This is a genomic window from Nocardioides sp. (assembly GCF_036374615.1).
In the GTDB taxonomy this organism is placed as follows: Bacteria; Actinomycetota; Actinomycetes; order Propionibacteriales; family Nocardioidaceae; genus Nocardioides.
Genome location: NZ_DASUTK010000037.1, coordinates 14,928 through 35,735, shown reverse-complemented (window position 1 = coordinate 35,735; position 20,808 = coordinate 14,928). Strand labels below are relative to the sequence as shown.

Here is a 20,808-nt window from a genome sequence, read left to right as displayed (position 1 = left end):
TTCTTGCCGGCGGGAGGCCCGAGACGGAGGACCTGGTCGCGGCCAGCGGCGCGACGCTGGTCTGCGCGCTTCTGGTGACGACGGCGCAGACGGTCCCGCGCGGGCTCGGTGGCGACCGGTTCCGCGGCGTGATCCGCGATGCCGTGCAGCTGGTGCTGGTGACGCTCGCGGTCACGGTCGTCGCCGTGTCGCTGAGGCGCGAGGTGCTCGATCCGCTCGACCCGCTGACGCTGGTGATGGCGCCGCTGGTCGGTGCGGCCGGCGCCGTGCTCGTGATGCGGCTGCTCCAGCTGGTCGTCGCGCAGCTGCGACGCGCCACCAGGGGCAGCCGGCAGGTCGCCTCGATCGTGGGACTGAGCCAGACCGTCACCTTGAGCCAACAGGTCGTGGTCGCCTGCGTCGCGGTCGTCCTGGCGGTGTCGTCGGCGGTGCTCGGGGTGGCGATCGACGACACGCTGCGTGCCAACGCCGAGCGCACCGGCTGGGAGCAGGTCGGAGGAGACGTGGTCGTCCTCGCCGAGGGCGTGAACAACGAGATCGTCGAGCAGGTCACGGACGTCGACGGAGTCGAGTCCGTGGCAGCGGTCTTCTCGGCCGACAGCATCTCGGTCCAGACCCGTGCCGGGATCGAAGGCGTCCGGCTGATCGGCGTGGACCCGGAGCTGCTCGCCCGTGCCGGGGCGGGCGGACCGCTGCAGGTCCACGTGCCGAGCGCCGAGGACGGCGAGCTGCGCGCACTCGCGTCACCGGACCTCCCCCTGGACGACGACGGGACGGAGCTGCGGTACGCCCAGTCGACGGTGCCGATGCGGGTCACGGGTCGCCTCGAACGGATCCCGGGGGTGACGACCGGTGAGCCGTTCGTGGCCGTCGACCTGGCCGCGTTGGCGGCAGCGGTCGACCGGACGCTCGAGACCTACGACGTGCTCCTGATCACCGGGCACCCCGACGTCGACGAGGTCGCCTCGATCGTGCGGGACCGCGCGCCGGACGCCGTGGTCCGGTCCCGGACGGACGTCGTCGACACGCAGCTGGACCAGCCGGTGGTCGAGCGCACGATCGCGGTGCTCCGGGCCGTCTCTGCCGCTGCCGCGCTGGTCGCTGTGTTCGCCGTCGTGCTAGTGGTCGCGCTCGGTACGCCGACGCGCCGCCGGACGTCGACGCTGCTCCGGGTGATCGGTGCCGACCCGCGCCAGGCACGGCGGACGGCAGTGCTGGGCCTGGTGCCGGTGGTCGCTGCCGCGTGCCTGGCAGCGGCAGCGTGCGGTGTCGTGCTGACCCTGGTGGCCGGTCGGGGGCTCGCCCTGGCGTCGCTCACCGAGACGCTGGCCTCGCTCCCGGTCCGGCCGGGACCGGTGATGACCGGGGCCGTCGCGGGCGGGTTGGTCGCGCTGGTGGTGCTGGCGGCCATCGTCGCCGGGCGTCGTGCACCGCAGGGCGAGGTCGCGCTCGAGGAACGTGAGAAGGGAAGAAGATGACGACTGCGGTGATCGACCGCACCCAGATCCTGTGCGAGGGGCTGGTGCGGATCTACAAGCGGAAGGGCGTCGAGGTGGTGGCGCTGCAGGGCCTCGACCTGCACGTCGGCAGTGGCGAGCTGGTCGCCATCGTGGGCGCGTCCGGCAGTGGGAAGTCGACGCTGCTCAACATCCTCTCCGGCCTCGACAGCCCCAGCGCGGGCCGCGCGCTCGTCGCCGGCCACGACCTGCTCGCGATGCGCCGCGCGGAGCGGCGGCAGTACCGGCTGCGGACCTGCGGCTTCGTGTGGCAGAGGTCCACCGACAACCTCGTGCCCTACCTCTCCGCGGTGGAGAACGTCGACCTGCCGCAACGGCTGGCCGGCCGCGGGCGGGTGGAGCGCCGCGAGCGCAGCGAGGGGCTGCTCGAGCAGCTGCACATCGAGGACACCGCCGACCGCCGTCCGTCACAGATGTCCGGTGGGCAGCAGCAGCGGCTCGCGATCGCGGTCGCGATGGCGAACGAGCCGCAGGTCCTGTTCTGCGACGAGCCGACCGGCGAGCTCGACACCGCCGAGTCGCACGAGGTGTACGGCGCGCTGCAGCGGATGAACGAGACCAACGGCACGACCGTCGTGGTCGTGACGCACGACCCGACCGTGACCGCGGAGGTACGACGCACCGTGGCCATCCGCGACGGCCGCACCGCCTCGGAGACTCTGCGACGCACTCCGGGAGTCGACGGGGAGCACATCGTCGCCGAGGAGTTCGCAGTGCTAGACCGCGCCGGCCGGCTGCAGCTTCCTGCCGACTTCGTGTCCGCGCTCGGGCTGCGGCAGCGGGTTCGTCTCGAGCTGGCTGACGACCACATCCAGATCTGGCCGGAGGAGGCGCAGCCTCTCGCAGTGCCGGATGTCGCGCCGGCCGGGCGGCACCGCGGCGGACTCGCCGGGGTCGAGGAGGCATGAGCATGATCTCGTTGCGAGGCGTCCACAAGACCTACCGGCACGGGGGTGCCGACGTCCACGCCCTGCGAGGCGCCGACCTCGAGGTGCCGGAGGGGCAGATGCTCGCGCTGACGGGTCGCTCCGGATCGGGCAAGACGACGATCATGAACCTGATCGCCGGCCTGCTGAGTGCGGACAGCGGCACGATCGAGGTGGACGGCCTCGACGTGACGGCGGCGGCCGAACCGCAGCTGATCGGGCTGCGGCGCGACCGGTTGGGCGTGATCTACCAGGACTTCGCGCTGCTGCCGCTGCTCAGCGCCGAGGAGAACGTCGGGCTCCCGCTCCGGATCGCGAGGGTGGACCCGAAGCAACGGGACGCCGTGGTCGCCGAGCTGCTGGAGCGGGTCGGGCTGGCCGGTCACGCACGCCAGCGGCCCGACGAGCTGTCGGGCGGGCAGCAGCAGCGGGTCGCGATCGCGCGTGCTCTCGCCAACCGGCCCCGGGTGCTGCTCGCCGACGAGCCCACCGGCCAGCTCGACTCGGAGACGGGTGCCGCGGTGATGCAGCTGCTGCGGCAGCTGGTCAGCGAGCAGGGCGCGACCGCGATCGTCGCCACGCACGACCCGTCGGTCGAGGCTGTCGCCGACGCCGTCGTGCACCTCGCCGACGGGATGCTCACGGGAGCGTCAGCCGCCGCGCGCTGACGGCCCGCGCTTCGAGAACGGCCGGGTGGCCGGACCCTCGAGCACGGCACCGTCGTCGGCGAACCGGGAGCCGTGCAGGGGGCAGTCCCAGGTCCCCTCGGCGTCGTTGCGTCGCAGCACGCCGCCGAGGTGCGTGCAGATCGGCCGGTTCACCACGCCCGGAAGGGAGATGCAGGCGGCCAGCCCCACGCGAGCGTTGAGCTCGGTGATGCCGAACGCCTGCCGAGGCCCGGTGAGGCGGTGCCGGAGCGGCTTCTGCCATGTGGGCGGCTCGCCGCCGAGGATCTCGGCACTGATGCTCAGCGCGGCGGCGATCGCGTTGGTGAAGCCCCACTTGTCGAAGCCGGTCGCGACGAAGACCCGCCCCCGTCCTCGGGGCAGCGGGCCGACGTACGGCACGCCGTCGGGGGCCCCGTAGTCCTGGGCCGACCAGGCATGCGTCTCGGCGGCACCCGGGAAGTACTCGGCCGTCCACGTCCGCAGGGAGTCGAGGTGCTGACGCTCGGACCGGGTCCGTCCCACGGTGTGGCCCGCGCCGCCCACCATGAGGAGCGAGCCGTCGTCGCGTTCGACGGACCGCAGGCTGCGACCGGGGCTGCCGGCCGAGAGCATCATCTCGTGCGGTGGCCGCACACCGCTGAACGTGACGACGTAGGACCGCTGCGGCTCGACCTTGGCGAAGACCAGCCCGCGGTCGAGGATCGACATGCCGGTGGCCAGGACGACCTGCGCGGCTCGCAGCCGCCGCCCGTCGTCGAGCACGACCTCACGACCGTCCTGGGAGACGGTGGTCACCCGTTGGCCCTCGTGGAGCAGGCCTCCCTGTTCCCGGAGCTCCGTGGTCAGCGCCTCCACCAGCTCGACCGGATCGAGCTGCGCCTGGTCGTCGAGCACGGTGCCGCCGACGTGGGGGATGGGGACGTCGAAGCGTTGCTCCCATCGCACTGCCAGCCCGCTCTCCGCGGCCACGTCGAGCTCGGCGCGGGCGGCGTCCTCCTGATCGGCCGTGGCCGCGTAGGTGACGGCGGGCCGGTGCTGCACGGCGACGCCGTGGTCCTCGCAGAAGCGGAGCAACCAGGCCTGCCCCTCGCGGTTGCCCTCCACGTAGGCCGAGACCAGCCGCTGGGAGTGGTGACGCCTCATCCTCGACAGCTTGGTGCCCTGCAGGAGCGAGACCTTGGCCGTCGACCTCCCGGTCGTGACGGCACTGCGTTCGCGCGCCTCGAGAACCACGACCCGCCGGCCGGCCCGGGCGAGCAGCAGGCCGGTCGTCAGGCCGGTGAGCCCCGCACCGACGACGACGTCGTCGAAGCTGTCGGAGCCGGCCGCCGTGTCGAGGTCTGTGTAGCGACGGAGCGGGGCACGGTCGTGCCACAGGCTGGTGGTCATCGCCCGTCGTACCCGCTCGGTGTGGGGGCACACGTGCCCGGGACGCGCTCTGCGGTTGGCTCGGCTGTCAGCGGGTACGAAGAGGAATGAGCCGGTCGCTGCCACGTGCCGGCTCCGGCGCGGCGGGGGCCAGGGCCCAGCCGTGACCGCCGATCTCGTGTACCTCGTCGCCGGTGGTGCGCTGCTGGTGGCTGTCGTGGTGCCTGAGCTGCTCGGTCGGTGGGCCATCTCCACACCGATGGTTCTGGTGGCCGTGGGCGTCCTGATCGGCCTGACGCCGCTGCCCGACGGCCTCCCGCTCGATCCGCAGGACAATCGCGCGGTCATCGAGCACGTCACGGAGCTCACCGTCCTGGTGGCACTGATGGGGGTCGGTCTCGCCCTCGACCGGCCGCTCGAACCGCGACGGTGGAGCTCGTGGCGAGCGTGGTCGCCCACCTGGCGACTGCTGGCGATCACGATGCCGTGCTGCATCGCGGGCACCGCCCTGCTCGGGTGGTGGGCCGGGCTCGCGCCCGCCGCGGCACTGCTCCTCGGGGCGGTGCTCGCCCCGACCGACCCGGTCCTGGCGTCGGACGTGCAGGTGGCTGGACCGCAGACGGACGACCACGAGGTGAGGGAGACCGACGAGGTGCGTTTCACCTTGACCTCGGAAGCGGGGATCAACGACGGGCTGGCGTTCCCGTTCGTCTACGCGGCGATCCTGACCGCTACCACCGGGTCAGTGACCGGTTGGTGGCTGGAGTGGGTCAGCATCTACCTGGTCGGGAAGGTCGCCGTCGGTGTCGCCGTGGGCATCGCCTCCGGCTGGCTGCTGGCGAGACTCGCGTTCCGCTCTCGCAGCCGAGCTCTCCGGGTCGCAGAGCGCGGTGAGTCCCTCCTCGCAGTCGCAGCCCTGGTCACGGCGTACGGACTGGGGGAGGTGGCAGGTGGCTACGGCTTCCTGTCGGTGTTCGCATGCGCCATGACGTTCCGGTCCGCCGAGCGCCGCCACGACTACCACGCCGCCATGCACGAGGTCGTGGAGCGGCTCGAGCGCCTGCTCACCCTGCTCGTCCTGCTGGTGCTCGGCATCGCGCTGAGTCGCGGCATCCTCGACGCGCTGGACTGGCGCGGGGCCCTGATCGGGACAGCGCTGCTGCTCGTCCTGCGCCCGCTGGCGGGGTGGGCGGCGCTGGCAGCCTGGCCGCGTCCGGACGAGGAGGTCGGAGGTGCCACACCGCAGGAGCGGTGGGCGATGGCGTTCTTCGGGGTGCGCGGGGTCGGGTCGATCTACTACCTCGCGTACGCGGGTGGGCACGCTCCGGACGTGGCCTCGGACTGGTTGTGGTCGACCGTCGCCTTCACCGTGGTGGGCTCGGTGGTGCTCCACGGAGTCCTCGCCACGCCGGTCATGGCCCGGCTGTCGCGCTGACGGGTCGACGAGCATGACGCGGAGCCGGCGTGGGTACGAAAACGGCACGTCGACCCGGAGGAGGTAGAGATGCCGAGCAAGTCCGCGAACGTCAAGAACGAGAAGCAGTACGAAGCCCTGAAGGACAAGGGCATGTCGAAGGAGCGGGCCGCCAAGATCGCCAACTCGCCTGGCGCCTCGAAGCGCGGCGGCAAGCAGAGCGGCAGCGGTGGCGACTCCTTGCAGGGCGGGACCACCGCGCAGAAGAAGAAGGCCGGCCGCAAGGGCGGCAAGGCGTCGAGCAAGTCCTGAGCCGACCCGACCGCGGCCGGGTGTGAGCCGGCCGCGGCTGGGTACGGCGCGACCATGCGGATCGGCTACTTCCTGTCCTGTGAGGAGTACACCCCGGCGCAGCTGGTCGAACAGGCCGTGGCCGCCGAGGAGGCGGGCTTCGACGCGCTGTGGATCAGCGACCACTTCCACCCCTGGAACGACGAGCAGGGCCAGAGCCCCTTCGTGTGGGGTGTGATCGGTGCGCTGTCACAGGCCTGCCGGCTGCCGGTGACCACCGCGGTCACGTGTCCGACCGTCCGGACGCACCCGGCGATCGTGGCGCACGCCGCTGCGACCGCCGCCGTCCAGCTCGAGGGCCGGTTCGTGCTGGGCGTTGGCTCCGGTGAGGCGCTCAACGAGCACGTGCTCGGAGATGTCTGGCCCTCGGCGGAGACCCGGCTGGAGATGCTCGAGGAGGCGGTGGAGGTCATGCGCGAGCTGTGGACGGGCGACGTCGTGACCCGCTCGGGCCGTCACTACTCGGTCGACACTGCCCGCATCTACACCCTTCCCGACCAGCCGCCGCCGGTCTACGTGTCCGGCTTCGGGCCGAAGGCCACGTCGCTGGCGGCCCGGATCGGCGACGGCTACATCTCCACCAAGACCGACGCCGACCTGCTCGACCAGTTCAGGCGTGAGTCCGGCGGCAAGCCGACCATGGCCGGCACCAAGATCGCATACGCGCCGACCGAGGAGGAAGGCGTGGACCACGCCCACCGGATCTGGGCCAATGCCGGTCTCCCCGGGGAGCTCGCCCAGGTGCTCCCGTCACCTCAGCACTTCGAGCAGGCGTCCCAGCTCGTCACGCGCGAGTCCACCGCCTCGAGCGTCCCCGCGGGACCGGACCCGCAGGTCCATCTCGACGCCGTCCGCGAGTACGTCGACCTCGGCTACGACGAGGTGTACGTCGCCAACATGGGACCGCACTACCTCGACATGATCGCGATGTTCGGCAAGGACGTGCTGCCCGAGCTGCGCAGTCTCTGAACCTGACCGGGCACAACTGCCCGGTCAGCGGGTTTGAGGAAGTATCAGCGGTCGGCCATCGTGTTCCTTGGGGGAGAGCCCGGAGGGAGCGTGACCCGATGCCGGTGGATCACTACGTGGCGTGGTGGAACCTCGAGAACCTGTTCGACGAGGAGAACGCGCCGCCCAGCCGGAGGTCCGAGAAGGTGCTGCGGGCGATCGGGAACGACATCGCGGGCTGGACGCCGGAGCTGCGCGACCGCAAGGCACAGCAGCTCGCGTCGGTCATCGCGCAGATGAACGGCGGCGCGGGCCCCGACCTGCTCGGCGTGTGCGAGGTCGAGAACAGGTTCGTCCTGGAGTTGCTGGTCGCCGAGATCGAAGCCCGGATCCCGGGGCGCAGCTACACGATCGCCCATGCGGACACCGATGACGCCCGCGGCATCGACGTGGCCTTCCTGTACGACGGCACGCGCTTCGAGCTCCCGCCCGACGAGACGTTCTTCCACGTCGTGATGCGGCGCAACGCCACCCGCGAGATCGTCCAGGTCAACCTCAGGACGGTCCTCGGCGGCCGCACCTGGGCAGTCTTCGGGAACCACTGGCCCTCGCGCAGCGGCGGTCAGCACGAGTCCGCGGGATACCGCCACATCGCCGGTGAGACGTTGGGCTACTTCCACGAGCGGGTGCTCGAGGTGCACGGCCCGGAGACTCCCATGCTGGCGATGGGTGACTTCAACGACGAGCCGTTCGACACCTCGCTCGTCATCCACGCGGTGGGGGTCCGACAACGCAACCGGTTGCTCAACGCCACCACCCCGCGGCTCTGGAACCTGTCGTGGCCGATCGCCGGAACGCCCGACGGCACGTTCTACTTCAACAACGAGCCGAACGTCCTCGACCAGTTCCTCGTCAACCGGAACCTGGCCGACGACGCCTCACCGATCCGGGTCCGGCCCGAGACGGTCGAGATCCTCCGGTTCCCGGGCATGACGGCGTCCGGGGACTACCCCAAGCCGGTCCCGTTCGGCGGCATGGGCGATCCGGTGGACGAGGACGGCTTCTCCGACCACTTCCCGATCGGCGTGATCGTCACCGAGGACGACTGACGGGATGTCCCCGGTCGGGTCACGTGACCGTCACGTGCGCTGGCAACGCTGACAAGGTGCCTCAGTCGACGGTTCGATCCTTCGTCGCAGCCGACGTGTCGACGCAGACGATCCCCTTGTTGCCGTCCTGGTCGGCGATCACGGTGAGCGAGGGTGCGTCGCTGTCATCGACGACGGTCCCACCCGCGGCGACGGCAGCGGCGATCCGTTGCTCGGCCGCCTCGGGCGCCACATAGACCTCGATGTGGAACCGCTGACCCGAGGCCTCGTGCTCGTCGGCGTCCCCGAACCACAGGTTCGGCACGCGACCCGTGGCGTCTCGGATCTCGTCGCTGGGCGTCCCGCGGCCCTGGGCATCGGCGCTCCCCGTCAGCAGGGCCGCCCACACCGGGGCGATGGTTGCGGAGCGCGCCGTGTCGAGGCCGAGCTCGATGTCGCTGACCGAGGCCGGGTCGGCGTCGACCTGGTGGTCGGCGGCGATCTCGGTGATCCGTCGCGCGAGGTCGACATCCTGCTGGGTCACCCATTCGACAACGTATTCGGTGCCTTCGGCGTCGCGGTAGATGGCGTCGTCGCTGACCAGCTTGAAGTCGACGTACCCCTTGCCCATGGATACGCGCGGGTGGTGGCCGACCGCGTCGCCCGCCTCGCCCACCGCGGCGACGAACCGCGCGCCGGTGCCGAAGTCGTCGATCACGTAACGCGCATGCAGTCCCTGTGCCAGCTTGCGCCAGTCGGTCAGGTTCGCCTCGGCGATCTGTTCGCCCTTCAGCATGTCCATGGACGGGGACCCTATCCCTGAATCAGCCCGCATCACTTGCGCAACGTCTGCCGCCCTGCGCGCGCTTGCTTGACGTCAAGCAATCGAACGAAGGGGCATAGCCGCCCGCACCGACGGAATCAGTGCTCCGCCTCGTGTCCGGTGCGTGGGTCGTGACCCGGGTGACACGATCCGGAGCGCCTGCCGGGAGCTGTCCAACTGCCCCGCTAGGGTCGGAGGGTGGAGCGCCGATGAGCAAGATGGATGACCTGCGTGCATTGCGCGAGGCTCGCTACGAGCGAGCAGTGGCCCGTTCTGCCGCACAGCCTCAGAGCGCGCCGTCGAGGCAAGGCCCAGAACCGACATCCCAGCCCGCGCCCGTGACCGCCGACCTCGACGCCGAGCTCGAGGTGGCCCTGTGTGGCCATCGGGCCATCAGCGGGCGGACCTGCACCCGCGAACGGGGTCACGCAGCCAAGAGCCACCGCTACTCCTGACCGAGCCTGGACCGAAACCCGGGGAGACAGCGAGCCGCCTGCCGTCCCGAGCGCGGCGCGTCGAACATGCAGAACTCAACGATCCAGCGCTGGCGCACGCTTGGGCTGTTCTCTGCGCCGGACTTCTGCATGTCTGACGCGCCGTCGCCCGGTGCGTCGCAGCACCCAGGTCAGCCGGCCTCTGCGGCCCGCAACCGTGCGCACATCACCTTGAGCAGCCCGAGGGCCACACCGGGCTCATCGTTGAGAATCGGGCGGAAGTCCCAGCTGACCAGCGCAACGGTGGTCAACGGGCTGGTCGCGACGATGGTGGCCGAGCGTGGTTTGCCGTCGATGAGTGCGATCTCACCGAAGTAGTCCCCCGGCCCGAGTTCGGGGCGTTCCCGATCGTGCACGTTCACCGACGCCGTGCCCTCCACGATGACGTGGAACCCGGCGGCGCCGCCGCCCTCCTGCGCGATCTCCGCGCCGGCGGCGTGCTCGACCACCTTCGCGTGCCTGGCGATGGTCTTGAGTCCCCTGTTGCCCACCTCGGCGAACAAGTCGGTGTCTCGCAGTACCTCGACAACATCCACGTCAGCCATCAGCAGAGCCTCCCCCTGTGCCCCGCATCTCGTAGTACGAACCCTGTCGCTCCCGTCAATCTACGTCTGTACTAGGGCACGGTCCAGTGCGTACGCTGGTCGCCGCTCCTAGAACTAGGCGCCCCCGCCAGGATTCGAACCTGGGACCCGCGGATTAGAAGGCCGCTGCTCTATCCAGCTGAGCTACGGGGGCAGGACTCAGACACGCAGTATGCCGCGACACCGTTTTCGCCGAGCATTGTGGCTCATGGCTTCTCGCACACCAGCAGGAAGCGAGCCTCTGTGAATGCGAGGGGCTCCGGAGCTCGGTGCAAGGCCAGCAGGTGCTCGGCGTACTGGTCGAACCTCGGCCTCGCGGCGGAACGCTGTCAGCGTCACGTCGGGGTACGCAGGTTCGCCACCGAACCACGCAGCGAGATCAGCGAGATTGCGACCATCCACCTGCTGGGTGAGGAACAGTCCACCTGGCTTGAGGACCCGGAACACCTCTGCGGCGGCGTACGCCTCGTGGCGTGACTGGACGACTCGAACCAACCGCCCGTCCGGGTACGGGAGAGCATCGCCTCGCTCGGCGTCGTAGTCGGCGACCGGGATTCCGAGGGACTCGAGTGCGGCCCGCGCAACGGGGATGTTGGGCGGCCATCCCTCGGTGGCGTGCCCGTCGGCCGGGAGGACGCTCCTCAGCTCCTGCAGGAACTCGCCGCCTCCGGTCCAGCGCCGACTTCGACGATCGGAGAGCATCGCTTGCCAGATCTCGGTAGCTCCACGGTGGTGACTCGTCGATCACGCGGCCATCGAACTCGGAGAAGTCCCAGCCCTCGGCGGGCGCCCGGTACATGGTTCGCCAGTGTTCGACGAGCTCCTCGTCGGTCATGGCCGAACAGTGAAGCACGTGCTCTGTTTCTCGGGTCTCGAACACAGATGAGCGGACGCCGAAGCGGCCTCGCAGAAACTCAGGTGAGAACATCGCGACTCATGGGCATGCACATCAACCACGTCACCTTCGACTGCGGCGACGCCCGGGCCCTCGCTGGGTTCTGGTCGACCCTGACCGGCTGGCATCTGTGGTACGACGACGATCCCGAGGTAGTCGTCGCGCCCACCTTCCCGCACGACGGCACGGGGTTGCTCTTCATCCCAGTGCCGGAAAGCAAGACCGCGAAGAATCGGGTCCACCTCGACCTCCAACCCGAGGGGATGACCCGCGATGAGGCCGTCGAGCTGGCACTGGCCAACGGAGCCACGCTGATCGGCGACTTCCGCAAGGAGGACGGAAGCGGCTGGGTGACGCTGGCTGACCCTGAGGGCAACGAGTTCTGCATCGAGCGCAGCAAGGCCGAGCAGGGCTCGGCGAAGCCGCGGCGGTTCAAGCTCGGAGAGTGATCCGGCGTCAGACCTTGATGCGCGCCGAGGTCGGGTCGTACATCGGGCGGAGCGACACCTCGACGGGGTGCCGGGTGCCGGCGATGTCGACCTCCCACGAACCCGAGGAGAGCCAGTCTGGCGTGACCGGCACTTCACCACCGGACACCATCGCCAGGCCGACGGCACCGCCGAGCGTCCAGCCGTAGGAGCCCGCGCGCACGTAGCCGACCACCACGCCATCGCGGTGCAGGACCTCCGCGTGGTGGAGCAGCGGCTCAGGGTCGAGGACGCGGATCTGCACGATCCGCTGGCTCATCCCGCCCGCCTCGGCATTGGCGGCCTTGCGCGCCAGCACCGCGTCGCGTCCGATGAACCCGCCGGGCTTGTCCAGGGCGAGCGCGAAGCCGAGCCCGGCCTCGAGCGGGCAGTCGGTGTTGTCGATGTCGTGGCCGAAGTCGCGGTACGCCTTCTCCATCCGCAGCGAGGCCAGCGCCTTGAGTCCGACCGGCTTCAGACCGTACGCCGGGCCGGCGGCCTGCAGCGCGTCGTACACGTGCAGCGTGTCGGCGGCCGGGATGTAGAGCTCGTAGCCGAGCTCTCCGAGGTAGGTGATCCGGACGCACAACACCTGCACGCCGGCCACCTCGATCCAGCGTGCGGTCCGGAACGGGAAGACCTCCGTCGTCAGGTCTGCGTCGGTCAGGTCGGTGAGCAGCTCGCGTGACCGCGGCCCCTGGACGTTGAGCTGACCGTAGTCGGAGGTGACGTCGTTGACTGTGAAGTCGGCGTCAGCGCCGTAGTGCGCCAGCCAGGCCAGCGTGTGCCCGTGCGCGGTGTCGGAGGCGACCACGAAGAAGTCGTTCTCGGCCAGCTTCGTGACCGTCAGGTCGCCCTGGATCCGACCGTCCTCGTCCAGCCATTGGGTGTAGGTGATCGTCTCGGGCTTCTCGTTCACGGCACCCGCGGACACTCGGTCGAGGACGGCGTCTGCGTCTGCACCCTGCACCCGGAACTTCGCCATGAAGCTCATGTCCATCAGGCCAACACCCTCGCGGATCGTGCGGTGCTCGGCCTCCCACTGCGCGAACCACGGCGCCCGGCCCCAGGTGGGCTCGGCGGTCGGTGTCTCGCCGGGTCCGGCGAACCAGTCCGCGCCCTCCCAGCCGGACACCTCGCGCAGGTAGCCGCCCTGCTCGACCAGCCTCTCGTGGACCGGCGAGAGCAACGTGTTCCGGGCGGTGCGCAGCTGCTTGCCCGGGGTGTGCGCGGCGTACACGGTGCCGAGGATCTCGGCGGTGCGGGCGGCGCGGTAGGCGTCGTCGGCCTGCCACGGACGGAACCGATCGACGTTGAAGCCGGTGACGTCGACGTCCGGCCTGCCGGTGGTGATCCAGTGGGCCAACAGCCGGCCCAGTCCGCCGGCGGAGAGCACGCCGACCGAGTTCATGCCTGCGGCCACGAAGTAGTTCCGTAGCCCGGGTGCCTCGCCGACGGCCGGGGCGAGGTCGGGCGTGAACGACTCGGGTCCGCAGAAGAACGTGCGGACGCCGACCTCGAGCGTGACCGGGACTCGGGCCATGGCCCTCTCGAGGAACGGGCTCATCCGGTCCCAGTCGGGTTGGATCTTGCCAAAGGAGAAGTCGCGCGGGACGCCCTCGACGCGCCATGGCGCAGCCTTCGGCTCGAAGAGGCCGACCATCATCCCTCCGCCCTCTTCGCGGTAGTAGCCGTACGACGACGGGTCCTCGAACACCGGCGCCTCCGGATCGAGGCCCTCGATGGTGTCGGTGATCAGGTAGTAGTGCTCGGCTGCCTGATTGGGGATGACCAGGCCGTTCCTCGCCCCCAGCTCGCGTGCCCACATGCCGGTGCAGTTGACGACGTACTCGGCCGCGACATCGGCCGTGTCACCGGGTGTGCCGGTGGAGACTCGGACGCCGGTCACGCGTCCGCGTTCGGTGAGCACGTCCTCGACCGTGATGCCCTCCCTGATCGACACCCCGAGCCGGCGGGCGCCTTTGGCCAGCGCGGTCGTGAGGTCGACGGGATTGACTCGGCCGTCGCCAGGGACGTGGAAGCCGGCGAGCAGGTCGTCGGTCTTGGCCCAGGGGAAGAGCCCGGCCATCTCCCGAGCTGAGATCTCCTCGACCTCGAGCCCGAGATGACGCTGGAACGCCGCGACCCGTCGGTACTCCTCCAGGCGAGCATCGTCCGCCGCGGCCTCGATCAGGCCGACCGGTTTGAAGCCGGTGGACTGGCCGGTCTCTTCCTCCAGTCGCGCGTACAGGTCTCGTGAGTAGAGCCGGATCGCGGTGGATGTCTCCGACGTCGACCCGAAGCAGGTCATCAGACCGGCAGCGTGCCAGGTCGTGCCGCAGGTGAGGCGGTCACGCTCGAGCAGGACGACGTCGGTCCAGCCGGCGTGCGCGAGGTGGTAGGCCACCGAGCACCCGATCACGCCGCCGCCGATGACGACGACACGTGCACGGTCGGGCACCCGAGCGCCGCTGGAAGCATCCACCCGCCGAACTTATCGGGTGCGGTGAGTACCGAGTCCTGCCACGCATCGTGACGACCGTCCCGCCGAGTCAGGATCCCCGAGACCCGTGACTGTTGCGCCCGGCCGGTGGCCGCCGACACCATGGAGCAGCGGGTCCGGACGTTCCCGGCTCTGCGTTGGCTGATCTGGAGACTCCTATGAGCACGCCGTCCGCGCCACCCGTCTACGCTGCACGCCTCGACGTCGCTTACACCGAGCAGCACAACCGGGTGACGACGCTGTTCCGCATCGTGCTGATCATCCCGATCCTGATCGTCTACGGCGTCCTCACGGCAGGTGCGACCGAGACGGTGTACGACCAGAGCGGTCAGGTGGTCAGCACCACCACTGGCGGGATCGCTGCGGGCCTGTTCATGGCGACGTTGCTGATGATCCTGTTCCGGCAGCGCTATCCGCGGTGGTGGTTCGACTTCGCCCTCGAGCTCGCTCGGTTCGGCGCTCGGATCGGGGCCTACTTCGCGCTGCTCACCGACGAGTACCCGTCCACGGTCGAGGAGCAGGCCGTGCGCCTCGAGATCGACTATCCCGACGTCGAACGCGATCTGAACCGCTGGCTCCCCCTGGTGAAGTGGCTGCTCGCGATCCCGCACTACCTCGTCCTGATCGTCCTGTCGGTGGGCGCCTTCTTCGCGGTCGTGATCGCCTGGTTCGCGATCCTCATCACGGGAAGCTATCCGCGGGGCCTGTTCGACTACGTGGTCGGCGTCAGCCGCTGGTGGCTGCGCGTCCAGGCGTACGCGTTCCTGCTCGTCACCGATCGATACCCCCCGTTCTCTCTCGCCTGAGGCTCGGCCGGGTCTCGTCGTCGGCCGGGGTTTGACAGGGTGGGCGACGTGCGCGTTCTCGAGATCTGGCGATACCCGGTCAAGTCCATGCAGGGCGAGCGGGTGGACCGGGTCGACGTGCAGCCGCACGGGGTATTCGGTGACCGGGGCTACGCGCTGTTCGACCTCGAGACCGGGTTCGGCCTCACGGCGCGGCGGCGGCCCGAGCTCTTGTTCGCCTCCGCTGCCGCGCGACCCGACGGCACCGTGTCGATCACCTTGCCGGACGGATCCGTGGCCGCCGGCGACGACGCATTGTCGAGATGGCTCGGGCACCCAGTCACCCTGCGTTCCGCCGCCCAGCCTGGTGACCGGGTCTACGAGAGCCCGGCGGACTTCGAGCACGATGCCGATTGGGAACCGTTTCGCGGTGCCACGGGCGCGTTCCACGACTCAGGGCGCGCCAACGTGTCTGTCGTGTCCACCGCCACGATGTGCGAGTGGCCGTGGCGCCGCTTCCGGCCCAACGTCGTCGTCGACGGCGCGGACGAGGACTCGCTCGTCGGTTCACGCATCCACCTTGGTTCGGTGACTCTCGACGTCCGCGCGCGCATCAAGCGGTGCGTGATGGTCACACGTCCGCAACCTGACGGGATCGACAAGGATCTCGACATCCTGCGCACCATCCATCGCGAACGCGACGGTTACCTTGCCGTCGGCTGCTCGGTGGTCGCCCCCGGGACGATCAGTGTCGGTGACGAGCTCGAGCGCTCCCCTCGACGTGACCAGGATGACCAGAGAGCCCAGCAGGCTTGACCTCAGGCCCATGATGAGGCCATGGGTGTCGTCGAGTTCGAGCTGCAGCGCACCGTCCGGGCTCCCATCGCGCAGGTTTTCGCGCGCCTCGCCGACATCACGGGGTACGGCGCGTGGATGCCCCGGAAAGCAAGCATCCTGCGGCGGACACAGCAGACGTCGCCCGGCGAGCCGGGCCTCGGGACGACGTACCTCGATGCCACCTCCTTCGGGCCGACACCCGGCGAGATCATCGAGTTCCAACCGCCCCACACGTTGGTCTTCCACTGGTGGGACAGCTCCAGGGGCGGCAGGGTCAAGGTCGAGGGGTGGCCGGGGTACACGCTGAAGTCAGAGGGGGCCGACACGACGCTCGTGCGCCATCACGCCACCCTGCACACGTACGGCTCTTATCGGCTGGCGACGCCTGTCCTCCGCAGGATCGCCCTCAGAGAGCGCACCACGACGATCGAGGCACTCAGGGCGTCGTTCGACCCCTCTGGCGTGTGAGAGCGCCTGACTCGCGGCAAGAGGACAAGCGCTCACAGGGTTGGCCCTGATGTCAGGCGTCTCGCGCGTGTGACAGAACGGTCGTGACCACGGCGCTCAGTGCGGCGGCCGCGCCGAGGATCTGCGTGAGGCTGCGGCGCAGCCGCCGCACTTAGGGCGCACCGTAGTCCTCACGAGCCCGATGGGGAAGGGCGACCTCTCGTAACTGTCCTCGGCGTGGAGACCCCGGCTCGGGGAACGGATCTGCCCGCTGCGCCCCGACGGTAGGTCACGCGTTCTGAGCGCCCTTGGCTCTATCCGCATGACGCACTGAACCATTCGATGGGTCCAGAGCGTCAATCAAGTGACACACCAGGTCGAAGGGGGTCGGCTTTGGGACGGGCGAGAGTCAACTCTGTCGTCGCGGGCCTCGCCATCCTCCTGGCCGGGTGCACGCCGGGTGCCCCGCCGTCGGCGGTCGAGCGCGAGCGGCCCGAAGTGCGCGAGGAGGCGACTCGCGTCGAACGGCCGGCCCGGCCGATCACGCTAGCCTTCGCAGGCGACATCCACTTCCAGCTTCACCTCGCCGCGCTGCTGGACAAACCGGACGCGACGCTCGGGCCGTCCGGGCGTGCCCTCGCGACCGCCGACGTGGCGATGGTCAACCTCGAGAGCGCGATCACCGACCGCGGCGTGCCGGACCCGAAGGCCCTCGAGGACTCCTGGGACAGGTACTGGTTCCGGGCACCGGCATCAGCGCTGGACGTCCTCGCGAGGTCGGGCGTGGACGTGGTCGGGGTGGCCAACAACCACGGCGCCGACTACGGCCCGATCGGTGTGCGCGACACGCTGCGCGCCGAGCGGCGCGCACCGCTGTCCGTGGTCGGGATCGGCCGTGATCGACGGCAGGCGTTCACGCCCCACCGGACGACGGTGAAGGGCGTCACGCTCGCCTTCTTCGCTGCGGACGCCTCTCCCCTCGAGAGCACCGAGAGCGTCTGGCGTGCCGGCCCGCGGAGTCCTGGGCTCGCGGACGCGCACGAACCCCGACCGTCGGCGCTCCTGGCTGCCGTTCGGAAGGCAGCGCGGGCGGTGGACATCGTGGTCGTCTACCTGCACTGGGGGCAGGAGCTGCAGGCCTGCCCGACCCGCGACCAGCGAACGACGGCCAGGGCCCTTGCGCGCGCCGGAGCGGACGTCGTGGTGGGAAGTCATGCCCACGTCCTCCTCGGGTCGGGCTGGATGCGCGGCGCGTATGTGAGCTACGGGCTCGGGAACTTCGTCTGGTACCACAACCACCAGCCCGAGACCGGAGTGCTGCGACTGCGAGTGGAGGAGGGCGAGGTCGTGTCGGACGAGTGGGTCCCCGCTGAGATCGGAATTTGGGGACGTCCCGTGCCACTGTCGGGCGCACGCCGCAAGGCTGCGGTGGCGGACTGGCAGGCCTTGCGCGGCTGCGCCGGGCTCCACGATCGACCGACGGTTGGGCCGATTCCGAGCGCGGCGAGGTGACAGGCGCAACTATTGGCCGATCCGGAACGTCATGGTCTTGTGAGTAGGCAACAGGATCGGAGGAGGCCGCTGTGCGACGCACTCGCGTGAGCCGCGCCGTGGTCGCGCTCTGCGCCGTCCTCGTGGTGGCCGGCTGCACCGAACCGACCGCACCGCCGGCTGCCGTGCCCGATCCTGCCGACGAGGAGACGTCGGCGGTCGCCACTCCGGGGGACGCGCGGCCGATCACGCTGGCGTTCGCGGGCGATTCCCACTTCGAGTTCCACCTCACCGACCTGTTCGACAACCCGGACAACGGGCTCGGACCGATCAATCGCGTGCTGTCCGACGCCGACGTCACGGTGCTGAACCTGGAGACGGCGATCACCACCCGCGGAACTCCTGAGCCGAAGGAGCTCGAGGTCCCCGACAACCGCTACCACTTCCGCACGGCACCGGCTGCGCTCGACGTGCTCGCCGCCGCCGGCGTCGACGCCGTGAGCATGGCGAACAACCACGGCGCCGACTACGGTCCCGTCGGCATGCGCGACACGCTGCGCGCCAAGGACGAGAGCCCGATCGCGGTGCTCGGCGTCGGTCGCAACCGGCGGGAGGCGTTCGCGCCGTACCGCGTGGACGTGCGCGGTACCGAGATCGCGGTGGTCGCGGCCGACGCGTCGCCTCGCGAGGGAGCCAGCACGCTGTGGGGTGCAACGGCGGAGGATCCAGGCACTGCGGCGGCGCGCGAGCCGCGCCCGGAGGTGCTGCTCGACCGGGTGCGTCGGTTGTCACGCACCGCCGACGTCGTCGTCGTCTTCCTGCACTGGGGGCGTGAGTACGACGTTTGCGCCACCGTCGATCAGCAGACCACGGCGCGGGCGCTGTCGCGTGCCGGCGCCGACGTCATCGTCGGCAGCCACACCCACCGGCTGCTCGGTTCGGGCTGGCAGCCCGACGGCAGCTATGTGAACTACGGGCTCGGGAACTTCGTCTGGTACCACGACCTCGCCCCCGAGACCGGAGTGCTCAAGCTCAGCCTCGAGAACGGAGAGGTCGTGAGCGACGAGTGGATCCCGGCGCTGATCCAGCCGGACGGTCGCCCGAAGCCGCTGGCCGGCTCCGCGGCGAAGCGTGCCACCGCACAGTGGCGGGCCGCCCGAGCGTGCGCTGACGTGGCGCCCGCACCCGGGGAGGCGCCGGTCCGGTTCCGTTCCTCGATCCGGCCGGTCGACGCCGAGCTGCGTGAGCGGATGGCCCCGAGCCATCGGGACCGCTGCCCGCTCGACCACCGCGACCTGCGGTACCTGCGGATGAGCCACGTGGGCTTCGACGGCCGGGTGCACCAGGGCGAGATGGTCGTCGCCGCGTCACAGGCCGACACCGTGGTCGGCATCTTCCGGAGGCTCTTCCACGCCGGGTACCCCATCCGGCGGATGCGGCTGGTCAGCGACTACGGCGGGAACGACGACCGCTCGATGGCGGCGAACAACACCTCGGCGTACAACTGCCGGCCGGTCGCCGGCACGCGCCGCTGGTCCGACCACGCCTACGGCACCGCCGTCGACATCAACCCGGTGCAGAACCCGTACCTGCGCCCCACCGGTTCGATTGCCCCGCGCGCCGGCCGCGCGTACGCCCGGCTCGACCGGTCCGTCGACGCCGAGCCACCGTGGGGCGTGATCCACGACGGTGACGTGGTGATCCAGGCGTTCAACGACGCCGGCTGGGCCTGGGGTGGTTTCTGGGCGGATCCCGACTACCAGCACTTCACGGCCGGCAGCTGACCCCCCGGGCGGCCAGGGCTCAGCGGCGCTGGGCCGCCATCCACTCCTCGACGTCGGAGCTCGTGCGGGGGAGCGAGGCCGAGAGGTTCGTCCGGCCGTCGGCCGTCACGAGGATGTCGTCCTCGATCCGGATGCCGATGCCCCGCAGCTCCTCCGGGACCAGCAGGTCGTCCTCCTGGAAGTAGAGACCGGGCTCGACGGTGAGGACCATGCCGGCGGTCAGGGTGCCCTCGCGGTAGGCCTCGTCAGACGCGCGGCCACAGTCGTGTACGTCCATGCCGAGCATGTGGCTGGTGCCGTGGAGCGTCCAGCGCGCGTAGACCTTCGAATCGGGGGCGAGGGCCTCCTCGGCCGAGACCGGCAGCAGGCCCAGGTCCTCGAGCCCGTGGGCGAGCACCTTCATCGCCGCCTCGTGGGCGGCCAGGAACGGAACGCCCGGCTTCACGGCCGCGATCCCGGCATCCTGGGCTGCGTACACGAGGTCGTACAGGTCGCGCTGCAGCGCTGTGAACCGGCCGTCGACCGGCAAGGTGCGGGTGACGTCGGCCGTGTAGAGGTTGCGCCCCTCGACACCCATGTCGAGCAGCACCAGCTCGCCGGGCGTGATCGGGCCGGTGTTGTCGATCCAGTGGAGCGTGGTGGCGTGCTTGCCGCCGCCCACGATCGAGTCGTAGCCGATGTCGTTGCCCATCGCCCGGGCACGCCGGAAGAACGTGCCCTCGACCCACCGCTCGCCGAACTCCAGCACCCGGTCCCACTCGGCGGCGCAGTCGGCGAAGCCGAGAGCGGTGATGTCACACGCCTCCTGCAGCTCGCCGACCTCCCACTCGTCCTTGACGAGCCGCTGCTCGGACGCGACCCGCGCGAGGTCGTCGTCGGTGGTGATGTCGCGGACCTTGTGCTCGTCGTCGAACGACGGCAGGTCGTTGATGTGCTTCACCTCGAGCCCGAGGGAGTCGGAGATCTCCTTCAGGGACGGTCGACGGCCGGCCCACAGCTCGCCGTACTGCCGGTCCCGGAAGAACTCGTCGCTGTCGCGGTCCGAGCGCGGCCGCGCGTAGAGCACGTGGTCGCCGTCCTCGATCACCAGTACCGCGTCGCTGGTCTGGTTGCCGCTGTAGTAGGTGTGCGCGGTGTCGGGGCGGAACCGGTAGTCGGTGTCGTTCGAGCGGACCTTGTAGGTGCCGGCCGGGATCACCAGCCGCTCACCGGGGAAGGCCTCCGCCAGCTTGGTACGCCGAGCCGCGGCCCAGTCCGCGATCGGGTGCGGCGGCAGGTCGAGCTCGCGGTCGCCCCAGCCCTCGCGCATGAACGACGCCCACGCCTCGGGGACCTTCGGGTCGTGCGACTCGGTGTTCGGCTGCTCGGTGTTCTCACTCACAGCGGCACTCTACGCCGGGACAGCTGCGCGTCAGGGA

General features: G+C 70.2%; 18 protein-coding genes and 1 tRNA gene. 13 read left to right on the top strand and 6 right to left on the bottom strand.

Annotated elements, in window-relative coordinates:
• The 3 genes from VFZ39_RS03280 to VFZ39_RS03270 all read left to right on the top strand — a co-directional run.
• The coding region (locus VFZ39_RS03280) for an FtsX-like permease family protein (protein ID WP_330864295.1) at positions 1-1,478 on the top strand (1,478 nt) is incomplete at its 5' end.
• Positions 1,475-2,425 (top strand): ATP-binding cassette domain-containing protein, encoded by a 951-nt coding sequence (locus tag VFZ39_RS03275; protein WP_330864294.1) that lies wholly within the window; start codon positions 1,475-1,477, stop codon positions 2,423-2,425. The genes VFZ39_RS03280 and VFZ39_RS03275, both read left to right, overlap by 4 nt.
• 2 nt (positions 2,426-2,427) lie before the next feature.
• A complete protein-coding gene (locus tag VFZ39_RS03270; protein ID WP_330864293.1) occupies positions 2,428-3,111 on the top strand; it encodes an ABC transporter ATP-binding protein in 684 nt (227 codons plus the stop codon).
• On the opposite strand, the gene VFZ39_RS03265 is transcribed toward VFZ39_RS03270, so the two are convergent.
• On the bottom strand, positions 3,094-4,500 hold the full coding sequence (locus VFZ39_RS03265) for an FAD-dependent oxidoreductase (RefSeq protein ID WP_330864292.1): 1,407 nt from the start codon (positions 4,498-4,500) through the stop codon (positions 3,094-3,096). The two genes, VFZ39_RS03270 and VFZ39_RS03265, sit on opposite strands and share 18 nt — an antisense overlap.
• 142 nt (positions 4,501-4,642) lie before the next feature.
• Between VFZ39_RS03265 and VFZ39_RS03260 the strand changes: the two genes are divergently transcribed.
• The 4 genes from VFZ39_RS03260 to VFZ39_RS03245 all read left to right on the top strand — a co-directional run bounded on the left by VFZ39_RS03260 (position 4,643) and on the right by VFZ39_RS03245 (position 8,301).
• Positions 4,643-5,914: a cation:proton antiporter gene (locus tag VFZ39_RS03260; protein ID WP_330864291.1), complete on the top strand. Its 1,272-nt coding sequence runs from the start codon at positions 4,643-4,645 to the stop codon at positions 5,912-5,914.
• A gap of 69 nt (positions 5,915-5,983) precedes the next feature.
• Positions 5,984-6,205 (top strand): DUF7218 family protein, encoded by a 222-nt coding sequence (locus tag VFZ39_RS03255; RefSeq protein WP_330864290.1) that lies wholly within the window; start codon positions 5,984-5,986, stop codon positions 6,203-6,205.
• A gap of 54 nt (positions 6,206-6,259) precedes the next feature.
• Positions 6,260-7,213: a TIGR03557 family F420-dependent LLM class oxidoreductase gene (locus VFZ39_RS03250; protein ID WP_330864289.1), complete on the top strand. Its 954-nt coding sequence runs from the start codon at positions 6,260-6,262 to the stop codon at positions 7,211-7,213.
• 98 nt (positions 7,214-7,311) lie between these two features.
• Positions 7,312-8,301, top strand: a complete 990-nt coding sequence (locus tag VFZ39_RS03245) for an endonuclease/exonuclease/phosphatase family protein (protein ID WP_330864288.1) — start codon at positions 7,312-7,314, stop codon at positions 8,299-8,301.
• Positions 8,302-8,362: 61 nt separating this feature from the next.
• Here VFZ39_RS03245 and VFZ39_RS03240 read toward each other — a convergent pair whose 3' ends face one another.
• From VFZ39_RS03240 to VFZ39_RS03230, 3 genes are all read right to left on the bottom strand, one after another.
• On the bottom strand, positions 8,363-9,082 hold the full coding sequence (locus VFZ39_RS03240) for a 4a-hydroxytetrahydrobiopterin dehydratase (protein ID WP_330864287.1): 720 nt from the start codon (positions 9,080-9,082) through the stop codon (positions 8,363-8,365).
• A 646-nt stretch (positions 9,083-9,728) separates the two neighbouring features.
• On the bottom strand, positions 9,729-10,142 hold the full coding sequence (locus VFZ39_RS03235; protein ID WP_330864286.1) for a Crp/Fnr family transcriptional regulator: 414 nt from the start codon (positions 10,140-10,142) through the stop codon (positions 9,729-9,731).
• Between the two features lie 119 nt (positions 10,143-10,261).
• Positions 10,262-10,335 (bottom strand) — tRNA-Arg (locus VFZ39_RS03230).
• Positions 10,336-11,117: 782 nt separating this feature from the next.
• Between VFZ39_RS03230 and VFZ39_RS03225 the strand changes: the two genes are divergently transcribed.
• Positions 11,118-11,525, top strand: a complete 408-nt coding sequence (locus VFZ39_RS03225) for a VOC family protein (protein ID WP_330864285.1) — start codon at positions 11,118-11,120, stop codon at positions 11,523-11,525.
• Between the two features lie 7 nt (positions 11,526-11,532).
• On the opposite strand, the gene VFZ39_RS03220 is transcribed toward VFZ39_RS03225, so the two are convergent.
• Positions 11,533-14,028, bottom strand: coding sequence for a GcvT family protein (locus VFZ39_RS03220; RefSeq protein ID WP_330864284.1), 2,496 nt, complete (start codon positions 14,026-14,028; stop codon positions 11,533-11,535).
• Positions 14,029-14,204: 176 nt separating this feature from the next.
• Between VFZ39_RS03220 and VFZ39_RS03215 the strand changes: the two genes are divergently transcribed.
• The 5 genes from VFZ39_RS03215 to VFZ39_RS03195 all read left to right on the top strand — a co-directional run bounded on the left by VFZ39_RS03215 (position 14,205) and on the right by VFZ39_RS03195 (position 19,390).
• On the top strand, positions 14,205-14,852 hold the full coding sequence (locus VFZ39_RS03215; protein ID WP_330864283.1) for a DUF4389 domain-containing protein: 648 nt from the start codon (positions 14,205-14,207) through the stop codon (positions 14,850-14,852).
• A gap of 48 nt (positions 14,853-14,900) precedes the next feature.
• The gene (locus VFZ39_RS03210; RefSeq protein WP_330864282.1) at positions 14,901-15,647 is read left to right on the top strand and encodes an MOSC domain-containing protein; all 747 of its coding nucleotides are present in this window, start codon (positions 14,901-14,903) and stop codon (positions 15,645-15,647) included.
• A gap of 21 nt (positions 15,648-15,668) precedes the next feature.
• The gene (locus VFZ39_RS03205; RefSeq protein WP_330864281.1) at positions 15,669-16,136 is read left to right on the top strand and encodes an SRPBCC family protein; all 468 of its coding nucleotides are present in this window, start codon (positions 15,669-15,671) and stop codon (positions 16,134-16,136) included.
• 372 nt (positions 16,137-16,508) lie between these two features.
• Positions 16,509-17,627 (top strand): CapA family protein, encoded by a 1,119-nt coding sequence (locus tag VFZ39_RS03200; protein ID WP_330864280.1) that lies wholly within the window; start codon positions 16,509-16,511, stop codon positions 17,625-17,627.
• Positions 17,628-17,698: 71 nt separating this feature from the next.
• Complete coding sequence (locus tag VFZ39_RS03195; protein ID WP_330864279.1) at positions 17,699-19,390, top strand: CapA family protein; 1,692 nt, start codon at positions 17,699-17,701, stop codon at positions 19,388-19,390.
• A gap of 19 nt (positions 19,391-19,409) precedes the next feature.
• Here VFZ39_RS03195 and VFZ39_RS03190 read toward each other — a convergent pair whose 3' ends face one another.
• The gene (locus tag VFZ39_RS03190; RefSeq protein WP_330864278.1) at positions 19,410-20,771 is read right to left on the bottom strand and encodes an aminopeptidase P family protein; all 1,362 of its coding nucleotides are present in this window, start codon (positions 20,769-20,771) and stop codon (positions 19,410-19,412) included.
• Positions 20,772-20,808: the final 37 nt, after the last annotated feature.

What these genes read in the sequence shown, in the direction of transcription:
- VFZ39_RS03265 (WP_330864292.1), bottom strand. Translation starts at nt 4,500, where the DNA reads ATGACCACCAGCCTGTGGCACGACCGTGCCCCGCTCCGTCGCTACACA.
- VFZ39_RS03235 (WP_330864286.1), bottom strand. Translation starts at nt 10,142, where the DNA reads ATGGCTGACGTGGATGTTGTCGAGGTACTGCGAGACACCGACTTGTTC.
- VFZ39_RS03225 (WP_330864285.1), top strand. Translation starts at nt 11,118, where the DNA reads ATGGGCATGCACATCAACCACGTCACCTTCGACTGCGGCGACGCCCGG.
- VFZ39_RS03245 (WP_330864288.1), top strand. Translation starts at nt 7,312, where the DNA reads ATGCCGGTGGATCACTACGTGGCGTGGTGGAACCTCGAGAACCTGTTC.
- VFZ39_RS03250 (WP_330864289.1), top strand. Translation starts at nt 6,260, where the DNA reads ATGCGGATCGGCTACTTCCTGTCCTGTGAGGAGTACACCCCGGCGCAG.
- VFZ39_RS03275 (WP_330864294.1), top strand. Translation starts at nt 1,475, where the DNA reads ATGACGACTGCGGTGATCGACCGCACCCAGATCCTGTGCGAGGGGCTG.
- VFZ39_RS03205 (WP_330864281.1), top strand. Translation starts at nt 15,669, where the DNA reads ATGGGTGTCGTCGAGTTCGAGCTGCAGCGCACCGTCCGGGCTCCCATC.
- VFZ39_RS03240 (WP_330864287.1), bottom strand. Translation starts at nt 9,082, where the DNA reads ATGGACATGCTGAAGGGCGAACAGATCGCCGAGGCGAACCTGACCGAC.
- VFZ39_RS03255 (WP_330864290.1), top strand. Translation starts at nt 5,984, where the DNA reads ATGCCGAGCAAGTCCGCGAACGTCAAGAACGAGAAGCAGTACGAAGCC.
- VFZ39_RS03270 (WP_330864293.1), top strand. Translation starts at nt 2,428, where the DNA reads ATGATCTCGTTGCGAGGCGTCCACAAGACCTACCGGCACGGGGGTGCC.
- VFZ39_RS03215 (WP_330864283.1), top strand. Translation starts at nt 14,205, where the DNA reads ATGAGCACGCCGTCCGCGCCACCCGTCTACGCTGCACGCCTCGACGTC.